Source organism: Burkholderia sp. BCC1996 (assembly GCF_905339955.1).
GTDB lineage: Bacteria > Pseudomonadota > Gammaproteobacteria > Burkholderiales > Burkholderiaceae > Burkholderia.
On the sequence record NZ_CAJPHM010000016.1, the window covers coordinates 120,275 to 139,265 of the forward strand.

Sequence of the window (18,991 nt, forward strand, 5' to 3'; positions counted from 1 at the left end):
CCATGCCATACGTCCCGATCGTTACTGCTGTGGAACTCGCCATCGTCGATCGCCTGAAGCGCGGTCTCGGCAAGATGGTCACCGAAGTGAAGACCTACGGCGGCGAGTTTGACGATGAGGAGCTGGACACCGTCGTGCGTAGATTTCCGGCCGCCTGGGTGACGTTTGGGGGCGTCCCCCGCACCGAACCATACAGCGCCAGCCGTTCGAAGTGGAAAGCCTCGGCGCTATTCGTTGTCATGGTCGGCGCGCGCAGCATACGGAATGAGGAAACGAGTCGTCACGGTGGCCCAGCGCAATCCGAGGTCGGCACGAACCTGCTGATCTCGTGCGTGCGGCACCTGCTGAACCAGCAAGACATGGGATTGCCGATCGCGCACCTGCAACCCGGCGCAATTCGGACGTTGTTCAACACGAAGGTCCGTAACGATGCGATGTCTGTCTACGCACTCGAATTTAGAACGGCGTGGATCGAAGACACGCTGTTCGTCGGCGCATTTCCCCAGGGCGCGTCCGATGGACCGCTCGGGCAGGTGTTCCAGGACTACGGTGGCCAGATCGACCCGCCCACGCCGGACTGGAAGGCAACGTTGTTCAGCTATTTCCTGAAGCCCGGTGAGTCGACTCAACCGGACGCCCAGGACTGGGTGCAGAAACCACCACAGGAGTGATTCATGAAGGTTATTGCGAGAAAGGGGCTGCGTGTCCCGATGGAAAGCGGAATGCGCCGTTACGTCACCGACTCGGCAGTCGTCGATGTTCCGAACACGGTGTATTACCGCCGCCGCATCGCCGAAGGCGATCTGATCGACGATCCGAAGATCATTGCCGCCGCTGAAAAAGCCGGGCCGGCTCCGGCACCGGCCCAACCGGAAGCCGCCGAGACGAACGCGGCAAAAGAAGCCAGCCCGGACGATGCTGGTGTCAAAAACGCCGCGAAGGGAGTGTGACAATGGCAAGCAAAAGTGTGAGTTTCAGCACGATTCCCTCGGGCATCCGCTCGCCGGGTCAGTACATCGAGTACAACACGACGCTCGCGCTTCGTTCGCTGCCGACCAACGATCAGAGTTTGTTAATCGTCGGACAGCGGACCGCTGCGGGAACCGTGCCGGCACTCGTGCCGACCGATATCTATTCGAGCGATCAGTCCGCCCTCTATTTCGGCGAGGGATCGCTCATCGATATTGCCGTGCGCGCTGCAATCAAGGCAAATCAATACCTGTCGATTACCGCGATCGCTGTCGACGACGACGCTGCCGGTGTCGCTGCGCACGGCACGGTAACGTTAGCCGGGACGGCGACGCAGGACGGCGCGTTTGCGCTCTATGTCGGGCGGCAACGAATCAATATTGCCGTGAACACGGGCGATACCGCCGCCGACGTCGCGGCCGCGATGGTCACTGCGATCGCGCAAACGCCGTCGCTTCATGTCTCGGGCGCTGCCGCCGCTGCCGTCGTGACCATTACCGCCAAGAACAAAGGCGTCACCGGAAACGGCATCGTATTGTCGCAGCTCAATCAGGCTCCCGGCATCACGGCCGCGATCGCCGCGATGGCTGGTGGTCTGAATGATCCCGATCCGCAGCCGGCGCTGGATGCCGTATTCGCCTCGAGCTACACACTCGTCGCGGCGTGCTGGTCGCAGCTCGACGCGCTGACGAAAATTCGCACCTTCGCCAACTCGATCTCGGGCGCGATGGAAATGCGGCCGTGCGTCGTGGCCGCCGGGTTTGTCGGAACGATTTCGGCAGGCGCAACGCTTGCCGGTTCGATCAACAATGGTCGCATCACGATCGGCTGGTATCCGAACTCGGTGAGCCACGTGGCCGAAGTCGCGGCCGGCTATGCCGCCGTGCTTGGCAGCGAGCCGGACCCGGCACGCCCGTTCAATACGCTTCCGATTGAGGGTCTCGATATCGTGCCCGTCGACAAGCGCGCGAGCCGTGGCGAGAAGGAAAAGGCGTTGCACGAGGGTCTCACGCCGCTCGAAGTCGGGCCGGACAACAACTCCGTGCAGATCAAGCGCGCGATCAGCTCGTACTTGGTCAACCCGCAGGGCGTGAACGATCCGTCGCTGCTCGACATCACGACGATCCGTTCCCTGGACTACTCGCGCAAGGCATGGCGAGAGCGCTTCGCACTGCGCTTCCCGCGTTCGAAACTGGCACCGCGTACTCCGGACCGGGTGCGTAGCGAGATGCTGGACGTCGCATACAAGCTGGAAGATCTGGAGATCCTGAAGGATATCGACGTGTGGAAGAACTCGTTCATCTTCGAGGAGGATGAACAAAGCATCGGCCAGTTGAACGGCAAATTGCCGGCGCCGGTCGTTCCGGGGCTTCACGTGTTAGCGGCCGAGATCGATCTGATTCTCAGCTAACGGGACACGTCCCGTTCGCAACAACAGGAGAAAAAAATGGCACTTGAAGAATACGTCGGCGCGATCGTGCTCGAAGTCGACGGCAAGGAAGCCGAGGTGGTGTCGGTCAGCCCGACATCGTCGACGGGAAAGAAGCCGGTTCGGACCATGAACCGCACCGGCCGCGCGAAGGGATTCGCGCGCGGCGTCGAGTCTCACGATCTGAAGATCACGGTCGTGATTCCCCTCTCGGGCGACGAGATCGACTGGTGGAACATGGAAGGCGGCAAGCTGACCTTGTTCCCGGCGTCGCCGGGTGGCAAGCGCGTGACCTATCAGGACTGCGTCACGCAGGAAATGGGTGATCAGTATTCGGTGGACAACGAAGCGCGTCGCGATTTGACGATCTTCTCGATTCGACGGGTGGAAGAATGAAACTGACGGAAAAGGGTTCGCTGGAATACGGCATCGAATATCCGGTCGACAGCGGCAAGCTGCACTACGACTTCGAGCTGCGCCTCGCCACGGTTGCGGACAACATCGCCGCATACGAGGAACCGACCATCATCGGTGGTGGCGTCTGCAACATGCGCGTGAACGCTGCGGTGCTGGCGCGCAGCATCGTGTCGCTCGGAACGATCCCGGCCGAAGCCATCACGGTCGAGCTGATCGACACGGCCGTCGACAGCGATTACGACATGTTGTTCGCGGCGCAGGAACGGCTCAAAAAAAAGCGAAAGGAGCTGAAACCCGGCTACGTCCCCTCCGACTTGCCGCCGTCATCCTCGGCCAGCACGGCGTCAGCGACGAGCGATTCCGGCAACTGAGCGACGTCGAGTTGGAGGGATACCTCGACGCGATCGCCACGCTTCGCGGCAAGCGGCCGAAGCGTGGCGATCAGCACACTGAAGCCCGGACCATCACGAGCTTGCGCCGCAAGCGTCCAAAACTAAAGACCTGAGCTATGTCCCGCGATCTCGAAATTGGCATGACAGTACGGATGCGGGACCAGGTCTCCGCACCGTCTCAGCAGGCCGAGCGAAACGTCCAGCGCGGCGTTAAACAAACCGCCCAGGCATATACGGATATGTCTCGCGTCGCGGTCTCGTCGAGCCGGATGCTGTACGACGTGCGGATGACGCAATCCGCACGTTCCGAGCAGGCTGTCCAGCGCAACATTCAGCAGACAGAGGCCGCTGCCGTGCGCGCCGATCGGAACATCCTCACGTCCTCGCAACGCCTTGCAGCAGCTCGTCTGGCAATTGATGTGCGATCGGAGCACACGATCCGGCGCGAGATCGACCAAACGGTCGCAGCGTACAACCGTCTCGCGCGCGCCGGCTTCGCGTCGACCAACGAACAGGCGCGCGCGTTCGCAGCGCTGAGTGGTCGCGTCGCCGAGCTGCGTCGCGAGTTGAATGGCGTCCAGCAACAGGAAAGCGCGCTCGCTCGCACGGGACGCGGGATCGGCATGGCGTGGAAGGCTGGCGCGGCCGTCGCGGGCGCAGCGGCCGGAGCGATGGTCGTCGCGCCCGCCGTCAATGAAACGATGGCCTACGATCGCCGCCTGGCGATGATGGCGAACACCGCGTTCTCCGATCGTGATATCCCTGGTCGACGTCGCGGTGCGAAGGAACTGGATACGGCTATTCGTTCCGCTGTTCGCCAGGGCGGTGGTTCGCCTGACCAGGCCGCCGACACGCTCGACAACCTGCTCGCCTCGGGTGCCGTCAGCGACAAGACGGCAATGCAGTTGCTCCCGACGCTGCAAAAATTCGCGACGGCCACAGGTGCGAATCCGAACGAGCTGGGCAATATCGCAATCCGTGCGATGCAGAACTTCGGCATCAAGGAAGCTGAGATCCCGCGTGCGCTCGACATGGCGCTCAAGGGAGGTCAGGCCGGCGGCTTCGAACTGCGCGATATGTCGAAGTGGCTGCCGCAGCAAATGGCGCTTGCGAAACAAGTCGGTATGTCCGGTCTGAAGGACTTCGGGCAACTCGTTGTGGCCAACCAGGCGTCCGTTATCACGGCGGGTACTCGAGATGAGGCCGGGAACAACCTCGTCAACCTGCTCGAGAAGCTGAATTCGCAGGACACTCAGCACAAGGCGAAGACGCTCGGCATCGACCTGACGGGAAGTCTCGCATCGTCCCGAGCCAAGGGCGTCAACGCGATCGACGCCTTTGTCGGTATCGTCCAGCGTGTGATGTCTCACGACAAGCGCTACCAGCGCAATCAAGCGCAACTCAGGAATGCCCCCGAGGGTGAGCGTAAGGCGATCCTCGAAAGTCAGGCTAACCTACTGGAAGGCACTTCGATCGGAAAGCTGATCCACGATCGCCAAGCGCTCGGTGCCCTCGTCGGTTATATGGGGCAGGCCGACTATCGAAAACAGGTCTCGGCTCAGGTATTCAACGAGCAGTCTGCTGTCGATCCGAGCTTCGGGAATATCCGCGACACGCCGTCGTTCAAGGTTGAGCAAGCGGACAATGAACTGTTCTTCGGCCGCATCGATGCCATGTCGTCGTTCAACGATAAGGTCGGAAAAGCGGCGTCAGCGCTCACCGACTACGCTTCGAAATATCCGGGTCTGACGGCCGCAATCGAAGCCACGACGATCGGTCTCCGGACGTTGACTGCGGCACTCACGCCGTTCGCCTTCCTCGCCGTGATACGCGGTGGTGCTGGCGTGGCCGGTGGCGCTGCGGCCGGTGCAGGCGTCGAGGGTGCTATAGGCGCTGGTGCGGCTGGTGCTGCGTCGTTCGGCGCGCGCATGTCCGGAATGGCTAAGACACTCGGCCCAATCGGCGCCGCGATCCAGCTCGGCGCCAGCGGATTCGAGGCGTACTCGATCTCGAACGACGCGTCGCTGACGCCGGACCAGAAAAAGGCCGGCTACTTCGGCGCGGCCGGTGGCGCAGTCGGCGGTCTCGCCGGCATGGGCGCGGGCCTGATGGCAGGCGCAGCGGCCGGATCTGTCGTGCCTGGCTTCGGCAATGTCATCGGTGCCGGCGTCGGCGCTGTCGCCGGCTACTTCGGTCATGACCTGGGCGAACGCCTCGGCAAGATGATCGGCGACGCGATCTACGCACAGAAGAAAGACGAGAAGCCGCCGGTCATCGAGAACCACATCGCATTGAACATTGATGGCCATCAGCTCTATGAGTTCGTCACGGTTGCTGGTCAGAAGGCCGCGTTGAGGAACTGACATGGCGTGGAAAGATACCCTGCAGGATGCATCGTTCCGGGGCGTCGTGTTCGACGTGCAGCGCACCGACGATCCGATCGAGCGCGAGGTCGCGCGCTACGCGTATCCCTACGTCGACGGCGAAGACATCGTCGACTTGGGACAAAAAGCCCGCGAAACGTCGCTCACGGCGATTTTCTTCGGCGACGACTACGAAGAACGGCTGAAGAAGTTTTTAAACGCGATCTCGCAGCCGGGGCCAGGCGAGCTGGTGCATCCCGTGTTCGGCAGCATGCCGAGCATGCAATTTCTCGGTGGTCACGTTTCGCATACGGCCGACGACGTCGACGCGTGCCAGGTCGAGCTGCGCTTCGCGAAGGCGAATCCAGGCAATCCGTTCTTCACGGGCGTCCTCGCGTCGCAGCGTGCCGACGCAACTGCCCAGGTGGCCCAGACAGCGCAGAGCAGCAGCGTGAGCGCGTTCGCTACAGCGATGGCCGCGCTGAAGTCGGCGAAGGCTGGTCTGCGGCGTCTCAACGCGCTGCGCGACCTGATGTCCGACACGCTCGGGCCGATCCGTAATCTCGTGACTGGCTTCCGGTCGACGGCGCTGGATTACGTTGACTTCCCGCGCGCGTTTGCGAGCGACCTGATTGGCCTGGTCAGCGGCGTCACAGACTTCCGCGCGTTCGACGCCGGGCTGGTCATGTCCGATTGGGGTGGCCTGCTGTCGCAGATGGATACCATCGTCAAGCTTCCGGCATCGGCCGCGGCTGGCGACACGGTGACGATTCCTGGCACGCCGGCATCGGCAACGACCAGCTCGTCGACCGCCGCTGCCTCGCGATCTCGCGATGCTGATCCCGCAGACGTCGCGATGGTCGCCACACTGGTCAGCGCTGTCGTCGCCACGACGCTGGCCGGCGTCGCGTCGGACGTGATGGCGAACGAGCTGGACAAGCCGACACTGACGCCCGACGACGTCGAGTCGATATCGAACGACGCGCGCACGCGTCTGCAGGCCGCGATCGACGATGCGCGGGAGTCGATGACTCTCGTCGACTATCGCCCCGTCGTCGAGCCGATGAAGGATACGGCGCTCGCCGTGCAAGAGCTGGCGATCGACGTGATCGACCAGTTGCCGCCGATCGTGTCCCGAACGATCGACACGCCGTCCAACCTGACGCTGATCGCTTTCCGGTGGTACGGAGACTCCTCGCGTTCGAGCGAGCTGATGCGGCTCAATCCGGGTATCCGCAATCCCAATTTCATCTACCGTGGGGACGTGCTGCGTGGCTACGCAAGATGACACCGTATCGGTCCTGATCGGTGGCCGTGTCCATAGCAACTGGACGGCTTACAACATCGATTCTGACCTGCTCACGCCGGCCGACGCGTGGGAAGTTCGCCTGGCCAAACCGAATGGCCCGATGCCAGCCTCGATCGCGGCCGGTGCGCCGGTCCAGGTCAAGGTGGGTTCCGAGACCGTCCTCGTCGGTTACGTCGACGGCCGCCGTCGCCGAACGAGCAAGTCGCAGAAATCGCTGTCGATCCACGGCCGTGATTTGGCTGCGATCCTTCGAGACTGCTCCGCACCCATCTTTACCGCGAAGCAAGTCACCCTGCATGACGTTGTCGCGAACATCGTGCGGCCGCTCGGCATTACCAAGATCCGGATCGACACCGAGAAAGAGATTCCTGCGTGGGACAAGGTGTCCGTCGATCCGGGTGATACAGCATGGGATGCGCTGGTTCATGCAGCCGAGGGCGAAGGATTGTGGCCATGGTTCGACCCGGACGGCACGCTCGTCATCGGCGGCCCGGACTACAACGCCGCGCCGGTCGCGAAACTGATCATGCGCAACGACGGCGTCGGCAACAACGTTGTGTGGTTCGACGAAGAAGAGTCAATCGCCGAGCGTTATTCGGAAGTCACAGTGTTGGCGCAATCGCATGGCAGCCGTGCCGAGCGCGGCAAGAATGCGCTGAAGGCTACCGTCAAAGACACGCAGGTAACGGTCTACCGACCGAAGGTCTACGTCGACCATGACGCACCGAACCTCGATGCCGTCACCGCACGCGCGCGCAAGATCATCTCCGATTCGCGGCTCCACGCGCATACGTTGAAAGCCGAGGTCAAGGGGCATCGAACGGCCGGCGGGACGCTTTGGAAGCCTGGTCAGCGCGTACATATCGTATGGGAGGAATACGGTGTCGACGCCGTCTACTTCCTGATGGGTCGCAGGTTCGAGGGCGGTCGCGATGTCGGCTCTCGAACGACACTCACGCTCAAGGAGGACGGTGTGTGGGTGCTCGACGCTCACCCGCACACGAAGCGGAAGCACCGGCACAAGGAAAGCGGCCCGCTGTCGATCATTACGACCGACGCGAGCGGCAACACATCGGAGTCGAAGCAATGATTCGCCAGGTCCAGAAACAGATCGATCGCGCGCTCTCGGGCGTGCGCCAGGCGTACCGGGCCGTGATCTCGCTTTGTGCGAGCGACACGCCCGTGCAGCTCGCCCAGGTCGACGGGCTTTCCGGCGAGACCACGCCGGACCTTGAACTGTTCCAGCACTACGGATTCACTTCCAACCCGCCGGCCGGATCAATGGCAGTTGTCATTCCGCTAGGCGGCAAAACGAGCCACGGGGTGATCGTGGCCACCGAACATGGGACTCGAATCCAGAGTTTAAAGACGGGGGAGACGGCGATATATACGGCCGAGGGTGATTCGATCGTGATGCGCAACGGTCGTGTCATCGACATCACAACCGAGACGCTCAACATCAAGGCGGCCACGGAGGTGAACATCGACACTCCCACCGTCAACATGACGAAGCGCCTCAACGTCAAGGAGCAGATCACTGGCCAGGGCGGCATGGCTGTATCGGGCGGTGACGGTGTCGAGGTCGACGGCAGCATGAGGGTCACGCAGGACGTAGAGGCCGGCGGAAAGAGCCTTGTCCATCACAAGCACCCGTACGACGACGGCATAACGGACGAGCCAATCTAGCCGTCCCAGGGACAGCAAACCACGCGTTTCCAGCGTCCACGCTCGCCACAATCGACGCATGGACGCGCTTCTCAATCCGACCACCGCAGACTACGCCGGCACGCGAACGCAATCGCTCGCGAACGCCGTGTATCTGCGTCTTCAGACGCCACTCGGTTCGTACTGGGCCGATCCCGATCTGGGATCGCGCCTGCACGAACTCCAACGCGAGAAGGACACGCCGCGCGTGCGTGGCCTCGCCATCCAGTACGCCGAGCAGGCGCTGCAGCCGCTCCTAGACGACCGTCGCGCGACCGCGATTGCGGTCAGTGCCGTGGACTCTCAGCCTGGCTGGATGGCCTTGCTGATTGAGGTCACCGACGCGACGGGCGATACGCAGCATTTCAAACATCCGGTGAAGGTGTCCTGATGCCCCCGACGATCAAGACGCTCGACGAGATTCGCGCCGACCAGCTGCGCGAAATCAAGAACCTCCTGCCTGACGCCGACACGGGTTCCGACTCCGACCACTACGTGCGCGCAAGCGGTGTCGGCAGTGCCGTCGAGGGACTGTATGCCTACGGGCAATGGCAGACCAAACAGATTTTTCCGGACACGTCGGATCCGGAATTTCTGTTGCGCCACGCCGCGCTCTACCGCATGTCGTTAAAGCCGGCTGTTTCGGCAAGCGGCACATTGAAGGTGTTCGGCGTGGCCACGACGCCAGTTCCGTCTGGCCTCCGATACAACGTCGGCGCATTGAGCTATACGACGACGTCGGCCGGGACACTTGGTGCCGATGGAACGGCGATCGTGACGGTGGCCGCCGATGCAACGGGCTCCGCAAGCAACATCACGGACTCAGTAGCCGTTCAGCTGATGTCGGTGCCGCCCGGCATGCAGAGCCAGGCCACGATGCTCACGATGACGGGCGGCTTGGAGATCGAGACGTACGATCAGCTGCTCGCGCGCCTGCTCGATCGACTACGCAATCCGCCCGGGTCTGGGAAGGTGTCCGACTATCGGCGCTGGGCGCTCGAGGTGCCTGGCATTACCGATGCGTTTGTGTTCCCGCACCGCACCGCGGTCGGCCACATCGACATCGCGGTCGTCAGCGGAAACGCGCTGCCGAGCCAGGCCGAGATCGACGCGGTGAAGCTCAATATCGATTTGAATCGGCCGGGAGCGGCTCGCGGTATCAGCGTATTCGGCCCAGAGCTTGTCGTGGTCGATCATGTGATTCAGGCCAAATTGAGCGGCATCGAAGGGGATGCCCTGGTCGAGCTGCTGACGACGCAGTTCGCGAGCTATTACAGCGCATTGATTCCAGGCGCGACGGTGGTCAAGTCGAAATTGGAGGGGATCGTTTCCGACACCACGGGCGTCGTCGATCGGCTGTTTGTGTCGCCAGCCGCGAATGTGCCAACGATCGTGAGTTCGTCTGTCGTGCAGTGGGCGCGTATGGGTTCGATTTCGATCGAGGATATGGCATGACGCATGCGGAGTTGCTCGCGCTGCTGTTGCCGCCCTCGAGCTATGACCCGAGTGCGCCGCGCCTCGCGGCCGAACTTGCCGCTGAAGGCAAGACACTCGATCAAGCTCAGGCCGACGTGCTCGCAACGCTTGACGCGCTCACGCCCGATGGTGACCTCTCCATGCTGCCAGCATGGGAGCGAGTATATGCGCTGCCCGATCCTGCACTCGGCTCCAATCAGTCTGTCGCGCTGCGTCTCGCTTCGGTCATTCAACGCATCAATGAGACGGGTGAGTTTTCCCGCGATTCGATGGTATGGGTGGCGCTCGCTCTCGGATACAGCATCACGTTCACTGAGTTCCATCCGTTCCAGGTCGAGAGTCCCGTTGAGCAGCCGCTTTACGGCGACGACTGGATATTCGCGCTGCAGATCAATGCAGCGGAGAACGAGAACCCGCTCGGAACCGCGCTACTTGAATCCACGATGAGACGGATCGCGATGGCGCACATTGTGTTGATCTTCAAATACGGCGGCAGCCCGAACCTGTTCATGTTCGAGGAAGGTGACGGGTTTCTGCTGTCGGAAGACGGTGACTATTTGGATATGAGCTGACATGGCGGAAACTGCAACTACGAAGCTTTCGGAAAAGCTGCGCGTCACGGAATTTAACGGAGACGAGCTATTCCCTGTCGTGGCCGATGGGAAGACGCTTGCCGGCACGCCGCAGGTACTTGCTGAATACGTGGCACCGATAGCTGCCGAATTGGCTCCGGTTACGGAAGAAGCGAAGGCCAGTGCTGCTGCTGCAGAAGATGCCAAGATTGGGGCGCAGCAGGCCCAACAGTCAGCGGGTGACAACGCGGACGCTGCCGACGCGGCGCGGATCTTGGCACAGCAGGCCGAGCAGGCATCGAGCTTGAATGCAGTCCAGGCGGTAGCCGCAGCGCAGGCTTCGTCACAGGCGTCCACGGCTGCGCAGGCGGCACGCGATGCTGCGTTGATTCAGGCGGGTGTCTTCGCTGACGAACCTACCGGCCGAGCAGCAGTCGCTGACGGTCAGGCATTCAAGGTCCAAGGCGACGGTGCAATCATCGCAGCGTATGAATACCGAAGAATGAGCGCGGCCTCGTCCGTGTTGATCGGTACGTATCCTGCGTCGGGATCGGTCAGTGCGCTGAGTTCATTGGCAGGTCGTCTTTCGAACGTCTTTGCATCAGCGCAATACGACTACTACGTCGATCCGATCCTCGGTAGCGACGCGAACGATGGAAAATCACGCCTGAGAGCATGGGCTGGCTTTGCAAATTTTGCATCTATCGCAGGTCCGATCAACGGGCTACGAATTGGCATCGTATGCGGAAGCAAGATCTACGATCAGCTCGTCATGACCGGGACGCATATCGTCGTCGGAGCATATGGTGTCGGCGATCTGCCGATCGTCGACGCAACGGCGCCTGTAAGCGGCGGATGGGCGCTCGCCAGCGGGAAGACCTACACATACCAAGCGACGATCGCATTGCCGAACAACGTAAAGGCAATGGGCAACGTCTTCGTCGACGACGTGCCGATGAAACAGGTAACGACGCAAGCGTCGGTAGAAACGACGCCGGGTTCGTATTACGTTTCGAGTTGGACTGGTGCTTCTGCGACGCTGTACTTACACACCTCTACCGGGGTTAGTCCGGCGGCGGACGGGCACGCATATACGTATTCAAGGCGTCTGTATTGCATTTCGTTGACCGGCACTGATTGCGAGGTGCATGGTGTCATCCAGCGCGGCCAGGCACACCAGGACGGCTCGATGTCTCTGTATGGGAATCGCGGATACGCGAGCTACGTGCAGGCCGTCGACGGTGGGCGTCATTGCGCCTACATTCAGCCAAACTCACTCATAGAGGACTCAGTCTTCATTGGTGGACGAGACGATATTGAGGCACCAGGCTATGCGAACACGCTTGTCGTGAACGCACCGGCGATCGTCGGGACTTGGTATAGAACGAGGCGTTGCTATTTCGGTGCGAAGAACGGTCAACTTGTCACTGGGCCGGATAACCACGGAGCCGTGCCGACCGACCTCTTTGCATCGATCGTTCACGAGCTTCCGATATTCGATGCTCTTCAGTCCTGCGCCACGATGAGCGCGGTCTATGGTCTCATCGACCGACCGAGTTTCTGGAACTCATGCCTGAGCGGTTCTATTCTCAACGCCGGATCGACGACGACGTGTCAGTACGGTAGCGGCTTGCTTAATCAGATTTGTGCATCGGCTGGCGCAGCGACATTTGTCAGTAAAGGGAACGCCATTACGGTGTCGCTGCTTGCCAACGGCTTTTACCAAAGCACGGACACGTCGGGCAACGGAAATCTGACAGTCGACAGCGACAGGATCACGGTTAAGGCGGCGAATTTCCCTTCGAACGTTCGCTTGCTCAACTATGCGAGCGGGCACATTACTGTCAAAAACAGTGTCTTCGGACCGGCAGTTTGTTTCCCGGCGACGAACGTCTTCGTTGCGGGTAGTGGTGGTCCTGCGACCTACTCGGCCGACAGTGATGGGAATGTCTATCCGATTGGCGCCGACTTCGTATTCAACGGCGTGACCTATCCGACGCTCGCGGCATGGCAGGCTGCCGGGCACGAGCCGAACAGTACGACAGCGGTTCCGACCACCTTGTTCGCGGACAACTTTCAGCGTGCGGATGCGTTCCTTGACGGCAATAACGGCTGGACGCGCATCGGCGGCGCTGCAAATATGGCCGGCATTCGCAGCAACGCTCTGGCTATCCTTGGCTCGACCCAGACTCTGTATGCGTCGCCAGCTCAATTATCGAAAGGCCCACACTTTGCCCGATGCACGATTGCTGCCGTCCCGGCGACGGCAGGCAGCTTCCTCGTGATATGCGCCGTTGACTCGAACAATTGGATTGGCGTGCGATGGAGCGCATCGCAGTTTCAAATCTACACGTGTGTTGCAGGGACTTTGAGCCAGATTGGGACGAGTTCTGCAGTTGGACCCGCTGTCGGTCAGGACGTGATTCTGGGCGTGCGCGGGAACTACGTGTACCTGTACGTCAATAACCAAAAGCTGACGGCAGTAACCGGGTCGAGCGTGGCGGGACTCGTCAACAATGTGCTGACTGGCATTGTGTGTCGCGCGATTCAGAACCCTCTCATGAATTCATTCTCGACCGGTCCTGCGTAACTGCGCGGAAGCTAACGAGCAAAGTTACCGATGGGGTATACACAATGCATCGAATTGACCATCAAACCGCTGTAGCAGAACGGCCCGCTCCGCTCGCGGCCGGTGCGCCTGGCTACTTCGGTCGTGGCGATCCATTGAGCGGGAAGCCTGCGACATTCCTGACGGCCGATTGGGGCAATGACGTGCAGGAGAACATCTGCCAGGCGATCGAGGCGGCCGGTATCGACCTGTCGAAAGGCGACGGCCGGCAACTGCTGTTGGCGATCCTCGCATTGTCGAATCGAGCCGGACTGCCGATCGGTGTTCCGGTTCCGTTCATCGGCACGCCGGACAAGATTCCATCGAATTGCGTTGTCGCGATGGGTCAGACGGTTCTCCGGTCGGACTACCAGACGATCACGGCATTCGCACTCGATAGCGGTGTCGTCGTCGACGATGCTTCATGGCTTGGCTCGCCGGTCCATCGGACGAAGTTTTCGCTCGGTGACGGCGCGACGACGATTCGCTTGCCTGATCTGCGCGGCGAAGCGATCTATGGTGCCGATCTCGGACGTGGTGTTCGCGGTGCAGCGATTGGTGATTGGCTCGCCGGTGACATGCTGCCGCACATTCACGGGGCTTCGACCGGCGCGTCCGGTGGACACGCACATACTGGCTCTACGGACTCGCAAGGCAACCATGACCACGGAGGCGAGACCGGTGCTGCTGGTGCATGGGACCCGGCTCCGGATGGATTCACGCGCCTCCTGAAGCCGCCCTATGTCGGTTCGATCACGGGTAGCGATACGACGAACAGTGGTACCGAGCAGGCTGTCGGCCCTGGAGATTCGGCTGACATTCTTCCCGCGACGGACCATAGGCACGGGATTCCAGCTGCTGGTTTGCACTTCCACAATTTCAACACCAGCGCCGCCCCCGATCACGATCACACGGTCACGATCAACAGCGCCGGTGGCACTGAAACGCGCCAGCGCGGCACCGGCTACGTGTTCATCATGCGAGTTATGTGAGGCTGTATGGAAAGCAAACAGGCCGTGGCCGTCCATCACTTTGATCCGAATTCCCTGGTCTACGCGGGCAGCAGCGTCGCGTACATCGGGCCGGCCGGCGACTGTCAGGTGCCGGCGTTCGCCATGCTCGAAGCTGCGCCCGAAGCACCGGCCGGAAGCGTCGCGCGCGCGACGTCGATCGTCGACGGCACGTGGGAAATCGTCCGGGACTGGCGATCGACGCCGGTCTATCGGATCGTCGACGGCAGCCGATACGAGTTCCGTACGTCGGACGCGCGATCTGCCGCATGGGACGGTATCGGCGACATGCCGGCCGAGTTCACCGCGCTGCAGAAGCCCGATGGCTTCTATACCTGGGACGGGGCGGCCTGGGCATTTGACATCGTCACGGCGCGCGCAGCGGCCACGGCTGCCGTCGACGCGAAGCGCGCCGAAGTTCTGGCATCACCATTCGAGTACGGCGGGAACCGCTTCAGCGCGGACGTCGGGTCGATTACGCAGATCGCCGCCATGGCGCAGCTCGCGGCGGTCGCGAAGCTGGCCGAGCAGCCGTATACGGTGATCTGGACGTCCGTCGACGGCGTCGACGTCACGCTCGATGCGGATGGGATGGTAGGGCTGGCGATGGCGGCGGCTGCGCGGCAACCGGCCGCCTATCAGATCGCGACGCAGCTCAAGAGCGAGATCGTGGCGGCCGGCGACGAAGCGGCGCTCGCCGCAATTGTCTGGCCGCAGTAGGAAAAGGACGCGGCGACGTGCCTGGTGTTGGAGCACCAGGCACGCCCCGCACCCGCAGCATGCACTGCGAATCCGGCAAGGCCACGTCACCCCTGCAGAGGCGGACGAAGGCTATCACGGCTGGACTCGATTAGCCAATAAATGCAACCATCACCGATCATTCCGTGGCTCGGCGGCAAGCGCCGTCTGGCCGACAAGCTGATTCCGCTGTTTCCGCCGCACGAATGCTATGTCGAGGCATTCTGCGGCGGCGCTGCGCTTTACTTCCTGCGTCCGGTGCCTGCGCCGGTCGAGATCATCAACGACGTCAACGGCGAATTGGTCAACCTGTATCGCGTCGTGCAGCACCACCTGGAGGAGTTCGTCCGCCAGTTCAAATGGGCGATCAGCAGCCGGCAGGTGTTCAAGTGGCAGCAGATGACGCGGCCGGAGACCCTGACGGACATCCAGCGCGCTGCACGGTTCTTCTACCTGCAGCACCATGCGTTCGGCGGGAAGGTGGCCGGGCAGACGTTCGGAACAGCCACGACAGCGCCATCGGTCAACCTGTTGCGTATTGAGGAGCAGCTCTCAGCGGCCCATCTGCGCCTGGCTGGAACGCACGTCGAAAACTTGCCCTGGCGCGAGTGCGTGCAGCGATACGACCGCTCCCACGCCTTCATCTATCTGGACCCGCCGTACTGGCAGACCGAGGGCTACGGGGTTCCGTTCGAGTTCGAAGAATATGAGGCGATGGCCGAGTTGATGCGTCGCGCAAAGGGAAAGGTCATGGTGTCGATCAATGACCACCCTGACATCCGGCGGGCGTTTGACGGGTTCCACATGCTCGAGCTGGACATCCGCTACTCGGTCGCCAACAGGCTTGGACGTCCGGATACGAGCAGCGAGCTGGTGATCACGAATTGGAACGCGGCCGACAGCGGCGGGCTCTTCTAAACCGTGCGCTAAAGTAGCGTTTCGCGGATCATTTGACCCACGAGGGAAGGCCGTGCTGGTTTGAGATCAACTTGGGAGAAATGCGATGGGACAAGCGACATTGCTACCAGCAATTTTCGGGCTCATTGGCACTGTCGTCGGCGCGCTGTCGACGGCAGGCTTGACGTGGTTTCGAGAACGTTGGTTCCAGGTCAGGAAGAGCGCCAAAGACTTGGAATATTTGGTAATCCAGGTGTCATGCGAGCTGGAGCGATATGTTGCACGTTGCGCCGACGTGGTTGCCGACGACGGCCGATATCGCGGAGAAACGGACGCGAATGGCAGTCTCCGAGTTCAGGTCGAGGACCCGAAGTTTCAACCGGAACTGCTGAAGGTCGAATGGCAGGCGCTTTCCGCAAAGGACATGTATGAGATCTTGGATTTTCCACTTCGAGCGGCCGAGGCGAAATCCTATCTTGATAGCGTGTGGGAGGATTCCTCCCCGCTCGACATTGATGAGTGGTTCGTGGAACGGCAGTACCGATATGCGAAGCTCGGCGCAGACGCTTCTGCGCTCGCTGCGCGGCTACGTGGTCTCGTAGGCTTGCCTTGTCACCGCGCTGCTGAAGGCGAATGGGACGGATTGGCGTTTATGGCCCAACGCCGCGAGCAGATTGAACAACGGCGGGCAATTGAGGGGACACGGCCTTCCCCGCTGGCTTCTGTCGCGGGCGCAGCTCTTGCTGCCGACTCCAGCCAATTGTGACAAAGAGGGTGCAAAGCCGCCTGTAAGCTGAGTGACAATTCGTGCGCGAAACGATGCCAAATCGGCCGCGCCGTTACACTTGGGCGAGCTGGTCTACGACCGTCCCCGCGGCGTTTTGGAAACGTGACGGGTGTGCGGAAACGCAAAGGGGTTACGCAAACATCGCGTAACCCCTTGCTGTATTTGGTGCCGGCTGCAGGACTCGAACCCGCCACCTGATGATTACAAATCAACTGCTCTACCAGATGAGCTAAGCCGGCGTAAGCGCGAGATTCTACCTCATTTCACGATCTTGAGGCGAGGTCTGCTGCCGCCTTTCGAGCCATCCCCGTCGGTTTTCGGCGGCTCGTCGGCGCCTTCGGACGGTTCTTCGTTCGCACCTTGATCGGCAACCGGCGCCAGCACGACAGGCGCCTCGTCGCGCCGCACCTCATCCGCCTGCTCGGCATCGTCCTCGAACGCGCCCGAATCCGCGCCCTCGCCCGCCACCGCATCGACCTGGAACGCCATCCCCTGGCCGTTCTCGCGCGCGTAGATCGCGAGCACGTTGGCCACCGGAATCTCGATCTTGTGCGCCTTCCCGGAGAACCGGGCGGTGAACTCGATCCACTCGTTACCCATCTGCAGCTGGCTCGTCGCCTCGAAGCTGATGTTGAGCACGATCTCGCCGTCACGCACGAACTGACGCGGCACGCGCGTCGAGTTGTCGACCCTCACCGCGATATGCGGCGTGTAACCGTTATCGGTGCACCACTCGTACAGCGCGCGCAGCAGATAAGGCTTCGTTGAAATCTCTTGCATCACAATCCTCGAACCCGGAGCGGGCACGCGGCACGCCGCGCCGCCCGCTCCGTCTTGCCCTCATTGCATCATCAACGACGCATGACCTTTTCGGACGGCGTCAGTGCTTCGATATAGGCCGGACGGCTGAAGATCCGCTCGGCATACTTCATCAGCGGCGCGGCGTTCTTCGACAGTTCGATGCCGTAGTGATCCAGACGCCACAGCAGCGGCGCGATCGCGACGTCGAGCATCGAGAACTCCTCGCCGAGCATGTACTTGTTCTTCACGAAGATCGGCGCGAGTTGCGTCAGGCGATCGCGGATCGCGAGGCGTGCCTTCTCGTGGTTCTTCTCCGCTGCCTTGCCCTTCTCGTTCTCGAGCGTGCTGACGTGAACGAACAGCTCCTTCTCGAAGTTGAGCAGGAACAGGCGTGCACGGGCGCGCTGCACCGGGTCGGCCGGCATCAGTTGCGGGTGCGGGAAGCGCTCGTCGATGTATTCGTTGATGATGTTCGATTCGTACAGGATCAGGTCGCGTTCGACCAGAATCGGCACCTGACCGTACGGGTTCATCACCGAGATGTCTTCCGGCTTGTTGAACAGGTCGACGTCACGGATCTCGAAATCCATCCCCTTCTCGAACAGCACCAGCCGGCAACGCTGGGAGAACGGGCAAGTTGTGCCGGAATACAGAACCATCATATTTGCGTTTCCTCAAAAAAGCCGAGGGCCGGCACGCGGCGCAACCCCTTTCACGGGTTCCGCCTTGCGCCGGCCCCACGCCGGTCAGGCGTGTTTACTTGATATCTTTCCAGTACGCGGCATTGAGCCGCCAGGCCAGGAAAGTCAGGACACCGAGAAAGACCAGCACCCACACGCCGAGGCGTTTGCGGGTCTGCTGGGCCGGCTCGGACATCCATGTCATATAGGCCACCAGGTCGGCCACCGCAGCATCATAGTCCGGCGGCGACAACGTCCCCGGCGTGACCTGCTGGAAGCCGACGAGCGTGTGGACCTTCTCGCCCGTCTCCTCGTCCGTCTTGTCTTCGAATTTGGCAGTGCGCTGCCCCTGCAGTTGCCACAATACATGGGGCATGCCGACGTTCTCGAACACCGCGTTGTTCCAGCCGCTCGGCCGCGTATCGTCGCGGTAGAAACTCCGCAGATACGTGTACAGCCAGTCGCGACCGCGCGCCCGCTCCTCGACCGACAGGTCGGGCGGCGTCGTGCCGAGCCAGTTCTTCGCGTCTTCGGGCCGCATCGCGACGGACATCGTGTTCCCGACCTTGTCGGTCGTGAACAGGAGATTCGTTTCGATCTCCTTCTGGGATATGCCCAGATCCGTCAGACGGTTGTAGCGCATCAGGTTCGCGCTGTGGCAGTTCAGGCAATAGTTTACAAACAATTGCGCGCCGTGCTGAAGCGAAACGAGATTTTCCGTGTTATCGGGCGCCCGGTCGAGCGGAAAATTACCCTCCGCGCGCACGGCCGGCGCCGCCAGCAGCGCGACGGCCGTCGCCCCGATCAGCGCGAGCGTCGAAAGCAGTTTCTTCATGTCG

Annotated in this window: 20 protein-coding genes and 1 tRNA gene; 17 read left to right on the forward strand and 4 right to left on the reverse strand. The window is 61.6% G+C overall.

Annotated elements, in window-relative coordinates:
- The first annotated feature begins 2 nt into the window (after positions 1–2).
- The 17 genes from U4Z64_RS23230 to U4Z64_RS23310 all read left to right on the forward strand — a co-directional run bounded on the left by U4Z64_RS23230 (position 3) and on the right by U4Z64_RS23310 (position 16,650).
- Entirely contained in the window at positions 3–671 is a 669-nt protein-coding gene (locus tag U4Z64_RS23230; protein WP_321821212.1) for a DUF1834 family protein, read from the forward strand.
- A 3-nt stretch (positions 672–674) separates the two neighbouring features.
- Entirely contained in the window at positions 675–950 is a 276-nt protein-coding gene (locus U4Z64_RS23235; protein ID WP_321821213.1) for a hypothetical protein, read from the forward strand.
- A 2-nt stretch (positions 951–952) separates the two neighbouring features.
- Positions 953–2,380 carry a phage tail sheath C-terminal domain-containing protein gene (locus tag U4Z64_RS23240; RefSeq protein WP_321821214.1) on the forward strand — a complete coding sequence of 476 codons (1,428 nt, stop codon included), beginning with the start codon at positions 953–955 and terminating at the stop codon, positions 2,378–2,380.
- A gap of 36 nt (positions 2,381–2,416) precedes the next feature.
- Complete coding sequence (locus tag U4Z64_RS23245) at positions 2,417–2,794, forward strand: phage tail protein (RefSeq protein WP_321821215.1); 378 nt, start codon at positions 2,417–2,419, stop codon at positions 2,792–2,794.
- The gene (locus U4Z64_RS23250) at positions 2,791–3,186 is read left to right on the forward strand and encodes a hypothetical protein (protein WP_321821216.1); all 396 of its coding nucleotides are present in this window, start codon (positions 2,791–2,793) and stop codon (positions 3,184–3,186) included. The genes U4Z64_RS23245 and U4Z64_RS23250 overlap by 4 nt, the downstream gene beginning before the upstream one ends.
- 137 nt (positions 3,187–3,323) lie before the next feature.
- Positions 3,324–5,570, forward strand: a complete 2,247-nt coding sequence (locus U4Z64_RS23255; RefSeq protein WP_321821217.1) for a phage tail tape measure protein — start codon at positions 3,324–3,326, stop codon at positions 5,568–5,570.
- A 1-nt stretch (position 5,571) separates the two neighbouring features.
- A complete protein-coding gene (locus U4Z64_RS23260; RefSeq protein ID WP_321821218.1) occupies positions 5,572–6,858 on the forward strand; it encodes a DNA circularization protein in 1,287 nt (428 codons plus the stop codon).
- Complete coding sequence (locus U4Z64_RS23265; RefSeq protein WP_321821219.1) at positions 6,842–7,969, forward strand: phage baseplate assembly protein; 1,128 nt, start codon at positions 6,842–6,844, stop codon at positions 7,967–7,969. Before U4Z64_RS23260 ends, U4Z64_RS23265 begins: the two co-directional genes overlap by 17 nt.
- The gene (locus U4Z64_RS23270) at positions 7,966–8,565 is read left to right on the forward strand and encodes a phage baseplate assembly protein V (protein ID WP_321821220.1); all 600 of its coding nucleotides are present in this window, start codon (positions 7,966–7,968) and stop codon (positions 8,563–8,565) included. The genes U4Z64_RS23265 and U4Z64_RS23270 overlap by 4 nt, the downstream gene beginning before the upstream one ends.
- A 58-nt stretch (positions 8,566–8,623) precedes the next feature.
- Positions 8,624–8,974 (forward strand): phage GP46 family protein, encoded by a 351-nt coding sequence (locus U4Z64_RS23275; protein ID WP_321821221.1) that lies wholly within the window; start codon positions 8,624–8,626, stop codon positions 8,972–8,974.
- Entirely contained in the window at positions 8,974–10,038 is a 1,065-nt protein-coding gene (locus U4Z64_RS23280) for a baseplate J/gp47 family protein (protein WP_321821222.1), read from the forward strand. The genes U4Z64_RS23275 and U4Z64_RS23280 overlap by 1 nt, the downstream gene beginning before the upstream one ends.
- Positions 10,035–10,631 carry a putative phage tail protein gene (locus U4Z64_RS23285; RefSeq protein ID WP_321821223.1) on the forward strand — a complete coding sequence of 199 codons (597 nt, stop codon included), beginning with the start codon at positions 10,035–10,037 and terminating at the stop codon, positions 10,629–10,631. The genes U4Z64_RS23280 and U4Z64_RS23285 overlap by 4 nt, the downstream gene beginning before the upstream one ends.
- Before the next feature lies 1 nt (position 10,632).
- Positions 10,633–13,221 carry a hypothetical protein gene (locus tag U4Z64_RS23290; protein WP_321821224.1) on the forward strand — a complete coding sequence of 863 codons (2,589 nt, stop codon included), beginning with the start codon at positions 10,633–10,635 and terminating at the stop codon, positions 13,219–13,221.
- Between the two features lie 44 nt (positions 13,222–13,265).
- Positions 13,266–14,231, forward strand: coding sequence for a hypothetical protein (locus tag U4Z64_RS23295; protein ID WP_321821225.1), 966 nt, complete (start codon positions 13,266–13,268; stop codon positions 14,229–14,231).
- 6 nt (positions 14,232–14,237) lie between these two features.
- Positions 14,238–14,969, forward strand: coding sequence for a DUF4376 domain-containing protein (locus tag U4Z64_RS23300; RefSeq protein ID WP_321821226.1), 732 nt, complete (start codon positions 14,238–14,240; stop codon positions 14,967–14,969).
- 141 nt (positions 14,970–15,110) lie between these two features.
- On the forward strand, positions 15,111–15,905 hold the full coding sequence (locus U4Z64_RS23305; RefSeq protein WP_321821227.1) for a DNA adenine methylase: 795 nt from the start codon (positions 15,111–15,113) through the stop codon (positions 15,903–15,905).
- 85 nt (positions 15,906–15,990) lie between these two features.
- Positions 15,991–16,650: a hypothetical protein gene (locus tag U4Z64_RS23310; protein WP_321821228.1), complete on the forward strand. Its 660-nt coding sequence runs from the start codon at positions 15,991–15,993 to the stop codon at positions 16,648–16,650.
- Positions 16,651–16,834: 184 nt separating this feature from the next.
- On the opposite strand, the gene U4Z64_RS23315 is transcribed toward U4Z64_RS23310, so the two are convergent.
- The 4 genes from U4Z64_RS23315 to U4Z64_RS23330 all read right to left on the reverse strand — a co-directional run bounded on the left by U4Z64_RS23315 (position 16,835) and on the right by U4Z64_RS23330 (position 18,987).
- Positions 16,835–16,910, reverse strand: a tRNA-Thr gene (locus tag U4Z64_RS23315).
- 19 nt (positions 16,911–16,929) lie between these two features.
- On the reverse strand, positions 16,930–17,451 hold the full coding sequence (locus tag U4Z64_RS23320) for a ClpXP protease specificity-enhancing factor (RefSeq protein ID WP_321821229.1): 522 nt from the start codon (positions 17,449–17,451) through the stop codon (positions 16,930–16,932).
- A gap of 71 nt (positions 17,452–17,522) precedes the next feature.
- Positions 17,523–18,134, reverse strand: coding sequence for a glutathione S-transferase N-terminal domain-containing protein (locus U4Z64_RS23325; protein WP_006400565.1), 612 nt, complete (start codon positions 18,132–18,134; stop codon positions 17,523–17,525).
- Between the two features lie 94 nt (positions 18,135–18,228).
- Positions 18,229–18,987, reverse strand: coding sequence for a cytochrome c1 (locus U4Z64_RS23330; protein WP_257775419.1), 759 nt, complete (start codon positions 18,985–18,987; stop codon positions 18,229–18,231).
- Positions 18,988–18,991 lie beyond the last annotated feature (4 nt).

What these genes read in the sequence shown, in the direction of transcription:
- U4Z64_RS23275 (WP_321821221.1), top strand. Translation starts at nt 8,624, where the DNA reads ATGGACGCGCTTCTCAATCCGACCACCGCAGACTACGCCGGCACGCGA.
- U4Z64_RS23330 (WP_257775419.1), bottom strand. Translation starts at nt 18,987, where the DNA reads ATGAAGAAACTGCTTTCGACGCTCGCGCTGATCGGGGCGACGGCCGTC.
- U4Z64_RS23280 (WP_321821222.1), top strand. Translation starts at nt 8,974, where the DNA reads ATGCCCCCGACGATCAAGACGCTCGACGAGATTCGCGCCGACCAGCTG.
- U4Z64_RS23310 (WP_321821228.1), top strand. Translation starts at nt 15,991, where the DNA reads ATGGGACAAGCGACATTGCTACCAGCAATTTTCGGGCTCATTGGCACT.
- U4Z64_RS23245 (WP_321821215.1), top strand. Translation starts at nt 2,417, where the DNA reads ATGGCACTTGAAGAATACGTCGGCGCGATCGTGCTCGAAGTCGACGGC.
- U4Z64_RS23325 (WP_006400565.1), bottom strand. Translation starts at nt 18,134, where the DNA reads ATGATGGTTCTGTATTCCGGCACAACTTGCCCGTTCTCCCAGCGTTGC.
- U4Z64_RS23290 (WP_321821224.1), top strand. Translation starts at nt 10,633, where the DNA reads ATGGCGGAAACTGCAACTACGAAGCTTTCGGAAAAGCTGCGCGTCACG.
- U4Z64_RS23295 (WP_321821225.1), top strand. Translation starts at nt 13,266, where the DNA reads ATGCATCGAATTGACCATCAAACCGCTGTAGCAGAACGGCCCGCTCCG.
- U4Z64_RS23260 (WP_321821218.1), top strand. Translation starts at nt 5,572, where the DNA reads ATGGCGTGGAAAGATACCCTGCAGGATGCATCGTTCCGGGGCGTCGTG.
- U4Z64_RS23230 (WP_321821212.1), top strand. Translation starts at nt 3, where the DNA reads ATGCCATACGTCCCGATCGTTACTGCTGTGGAACTCGCCATCGTCGAT.
- U4Z64_RS23250 (WP_321821216.1), top strand. Translation starts at nt 2,791, where the DNA reads ATGAAACTGACGGAAAAGGGTTCGCTGGAATACGGCATCGAATATCCG.
- U4Z64_RS23270 (WP_321821220.1), top strand. Translation starts at nt 7,966, where the DNA reads ATGATTCGCCAGGTCCAGAAACAGATCGATCGCGCGCTCTCGGGCGTG.
- U4Z64_RS23240 (WP_321821214.1), top strand. Translation starts at nt 953, where the DNA reads ATGGCAAGCAAAAGTGTGAGTTTCAGCACGATTCCCTCGGGCATCCGC.
- U4Z64_RS23305 (WP_321821227.1), top strand. Translation starts at nt 15,111, where the DNA reads ATGCAACCATCACCGATCATTCCGTGGCTCGGCGGCAAGCGCCGTCTG.
- U4Z64_RS23285 (WP_321821223.1), top strand. Translation starts at nt 10,035, where the DNA reads ATGACGCATGCGGAGTTGCTCGCGCTGCTGTTGCCGCCCTCGAGCTAT.
- U4Z64_RS23320 (WP_321821229.1), bottom strand. Translation starts at nt 17,451, where the DNA reads ATGCAAGAGATTTCAACGAAGCCTTATCTGCTGCGCGCGCTGTACGAG.
- U4Z64_RS23300 (WP_321821226.1), top strand. Translation starts at nt 14,238, where the DNA reads ATGGAAAGCAAACAGGCCGTGGCCGTCCATCACTTTGATCCGAATTCC.
- U4Z64_RS23255 (WP_321821217.1), top strand. Translation starts at nt 3,324, where the DNA reads ATGTCCCGCGATCTCGAAATTGGCATGACAGTACGGATGCGGGACCAG.
- U4Z64_RS23235 (WP_321821213.1), top strand. Translation starts at nt 675, where the DNA reads ATGAAGGTTATTGCGAGAAAGGGGCTGCGTGTCCCGATGGAAAGCGGA.